Here is a 2,803-nt window from a genome sequence, read left to right as displayed (position 1 = left end):
CGGCCGCATCGAGCTGAAAGCGGAGACGGACGGGAGCGACGTGGTGGTCACGGTCAAGGACAACGGCATCGGCATCCTGCCGGAGATGCTGCCGCGGATCTTCGAGCCTTTCGCCCAGGTCGATCGCTCCCTGGCGCGCGCCCAGGGAGGGCTCGGCATCGGATTGACCCTGGTCCAGCGGCTGCTCGCAATGCACGGCGGGACGGTCGAGGCGCGCAGCGAGGGACCCGGCAAGGGCAGCGAGTTCGTCGTCCGCGTCCCGATCGCTTCCTCCCGGGCGGCCGGGGCGACGGCCGGTGAAGCCGGAAAAGATGCGTCCGTCGCCTTCCCCACGCGCCGGATCCTGATCGTCGACGACAACAAAGATGCCGCCGACAGCCTGGGCATGCTGATGCGCATGCTGGGCCACGAGGTCCACACGGCCCACGACGGCCTGGAAGCGGTGGGTGCCGCGGCCACCTTCCAGCCGGAAGTCGTACTCCTGGACATCGGATTGCCGAAGCTGAGCGGCTACGAGGCCGCGGGGCGGATCCGCGAGCAAAAGGGGTTAACGGGGGTGCGATTGGTCGCGCTGACCGGCTGGGGGCAGAGCGAGGATCGACGCCGCTCCCAGGAAGCGGGATTCGACTTCCATCTGACCAAGCCGGTCGAGATCGATCTTCTGCAGGAGATTCTCGCTCAGCCGATCTCCGAGGTCGCTTCCCCCGAACTACGCCCGGCCCCCGCCGACGCAGGAGTTCCGGCGCCGGCTCCGGATCCCACCAGGCCACCGTCCGATCTCTGAGGCCTGCGCTTCACTTCTCTCCTCTCCTTGACAGCTTAGGAAAGAGCGCCTACACTCCTAACTCATTTAGGAGGGTGCGATGGGGGGACAAGCCCAGCTGCTTCCGGGAACGCTCGATCTCCTGATTCTCAAGGCCGTCTCGCTCGGCCCGCTGCACGGCTACGGCATCCTGCTGCGCATCGGGCAGATTTCCGGCCAGGCGCTCACGATCGAGCAGGGAGCGCTCTACCCGGCCCTGTTCCGCCTGGTGCGCCAGGGACTCCTGGCGGCGAGCTGGGGGACTTCCGACAACAATCGCCGGGCCAAGTTCTACGAGCTGACCGTCTCCGGCCGCAAGCGCCTGCGCGAGGAGAAGCGCGAATGGGACCGTCTGGCTTCGGCCATGGCCGCGGTCCTCGCCGCCGAGCCGGGGGAAGTATGAAGATGTTGGCCTACCTGCGCTCCCTGGCCGCCCGCTTCTTCCGGCGAGCTGACCTGGAGACCGACATCGAGGAAGAGCTCGTCTCACACATCCAGCACCGGGCCGACGATCTCGAGCGCGGCGGCGTGAATCGCGCCGAGGCGGAGCGCCAGGCCCGCCTGGAGTTCGGCGGCCGCCAGCGTTTCCGCGAGGAGTGCAACGAGGCGACCGGCGGCAACTTCATCGAGACTCTGGGGAAAGACGTCGCCTTCGGTTTCCGCGTGCTGCGCAAGTCCCCGGGATTCACCCTCATCGCCGTCGGGACCCTGGCGCTGGGGATTGGCGCGAACGCGGTGGTCTTCGCCGCCCTCAACGCCCTGGTACTCCGGCCGCTGAACGTGCCGCGGGCCGACAGCCTCTACTCGGTCCACCGCGTAAGCGACAACTCCGCCAATCAGTCCTATCTCGATTATCTTGATCTGCGCGAGCGCAACCGCAGCTTCGAGGATCTTGCGGCCTACGGCATCATGACGGCCTCGGTGGACCCGGGTAACAATCCGACTCGCGCCTGGCTCCTGGCGGTGAGCGGCAACTATTTCGACGTTCTCGGTATCCGCCCGCAGCTCGGCCGCTATTTTCACGCTTCTGACGAGCACGGACCGAACAGCGCCCCCTACCTCATTCTCTCGCACGCATTCTGGCGCAGCCGCTTCCAGGGGGATCCGGGCATTGTCGGCCGCGTCGTCCAGCTGAACCGGCACCCCTTCACCATCCTGGGGGTCGCGCCGCCTGATTTCCGGGGGACGCTGCTCATCCTCTCCCCCGACGGCTTCGTGCCGATGATCAACCAGGAGCAGGTGGAGAGCCTCAACGTCCTCGACAACCGCGCCGCGCGCTGGATCTTCATGACCTTCGGGCATCTGAAGGAAGGCGTGACGCCGCAGCAGGCCGGGGCCGATTTCACCGCTCTGAGCGCCGAACTGGAAAAGACCTACCCGAAGGAGCACCAGCCGGGAGTCTACGCGGTGGCGCGCCCGGCGCTCTACGGCGAATACCTCGGCGGCCCGGTGCGCGCCTTCATGAGCGGGCTGATGCTGCTGGCAGGGCTGATCCTGGTGGCGGCCTGCGCCAACCTGGGGACCCTGTTCGCGGCGCGCGCCTCCGATCGCTCTCGGGAGATCGCCCTGCGGCTGGCCCTGGGAGCCGGACCGCTGCGCATCCTGAGGCAGCTCCTCGTCGAAGCCCTGCTCATCGCACTGATGGGCGGCGCGCTGGGCCTGTGGGGCGGCATCCTGCTGCTGAGCTGGCTGTGCGCCTGGAATCCCTTTCCGCAGTTCCCGATCAACGTGCCGCTGTCGCCGGATCGCAACGTCTACCTCGTGGCTTTGCTCCTGACCGTGGCGAGCGGCCTGCTGTTTGGAGCCGTCCCCGTGCGGCAGGTGTTGCGCACCGATCCGCACGAGGTAATCAAGGCAGGATCGGTTGCGAAGACAAGGCGGCGGATCGGCGCGCGCGATCTGCTCCTCGTCGGGCAGATCGCCATCTGCGCCGTGCTGGTGACCTCCTCCCTGGTCGCGGTCCGCGGGCTCGTGCGCTCCATGACCAGCCGGCTCGGCTTC

3 protein-coding genes are annotated in these 2,803 nt (G+C 67.6%); all 3 read left to right on the top strand.

The window, feature by feature from the left end; genetic code table 11:
* The coding region (locus tag VFW45_13055; GenBank protein HEU5181711.1) for an ATP-binding protein at positions 1-784 on the top strand (784 nt) is incomplete at its 5' end.
* A 79-nt stretch (positions 785-863) separates the two neighbouring features.
* Positions 864-1,205 carry a PadR family transcriptional regulator gene (locus VFW45_13050; GenBank protein HEU5181710.1) on the top strand — a complete coding sequence of 114 codons (342 nt, stop codon included), beginning with the start codon at positions 864-866 and terminating at the stop codon, positions 1,203-1,205.
* On the top strand, positions 1,202-2,803 hold a 1,602-nt coding region (locus VFW45_13045; protein HEU5181709.1), incomplete at its 3' end, for an ABC transporter permease. The genes VFW45_13050 and VFW45_13045, both read left to right, overlap by 4 nt.

This window comes from Candidatus Polarisedimenticolia bacterium, from assembly GCA_035764505.1.
GTDB lineage: Bacteria > Acidobacteriota > Polarisedimenticolia > Gp22-AA2 > AA152 > AA152.
This window is presented reverse-complemented; position numbering and strand designations above follow the sequence as displayed.

Excerpts from the sequence above, each read along its gene's own strand:
- VFW45_13050 (HEU5181710.1), top strand. The coding sequence starts at position 864 with ATGGGGGGACAAGCCCAGCTGCTTCCGGGAACGCTCGATCTCCTGATT.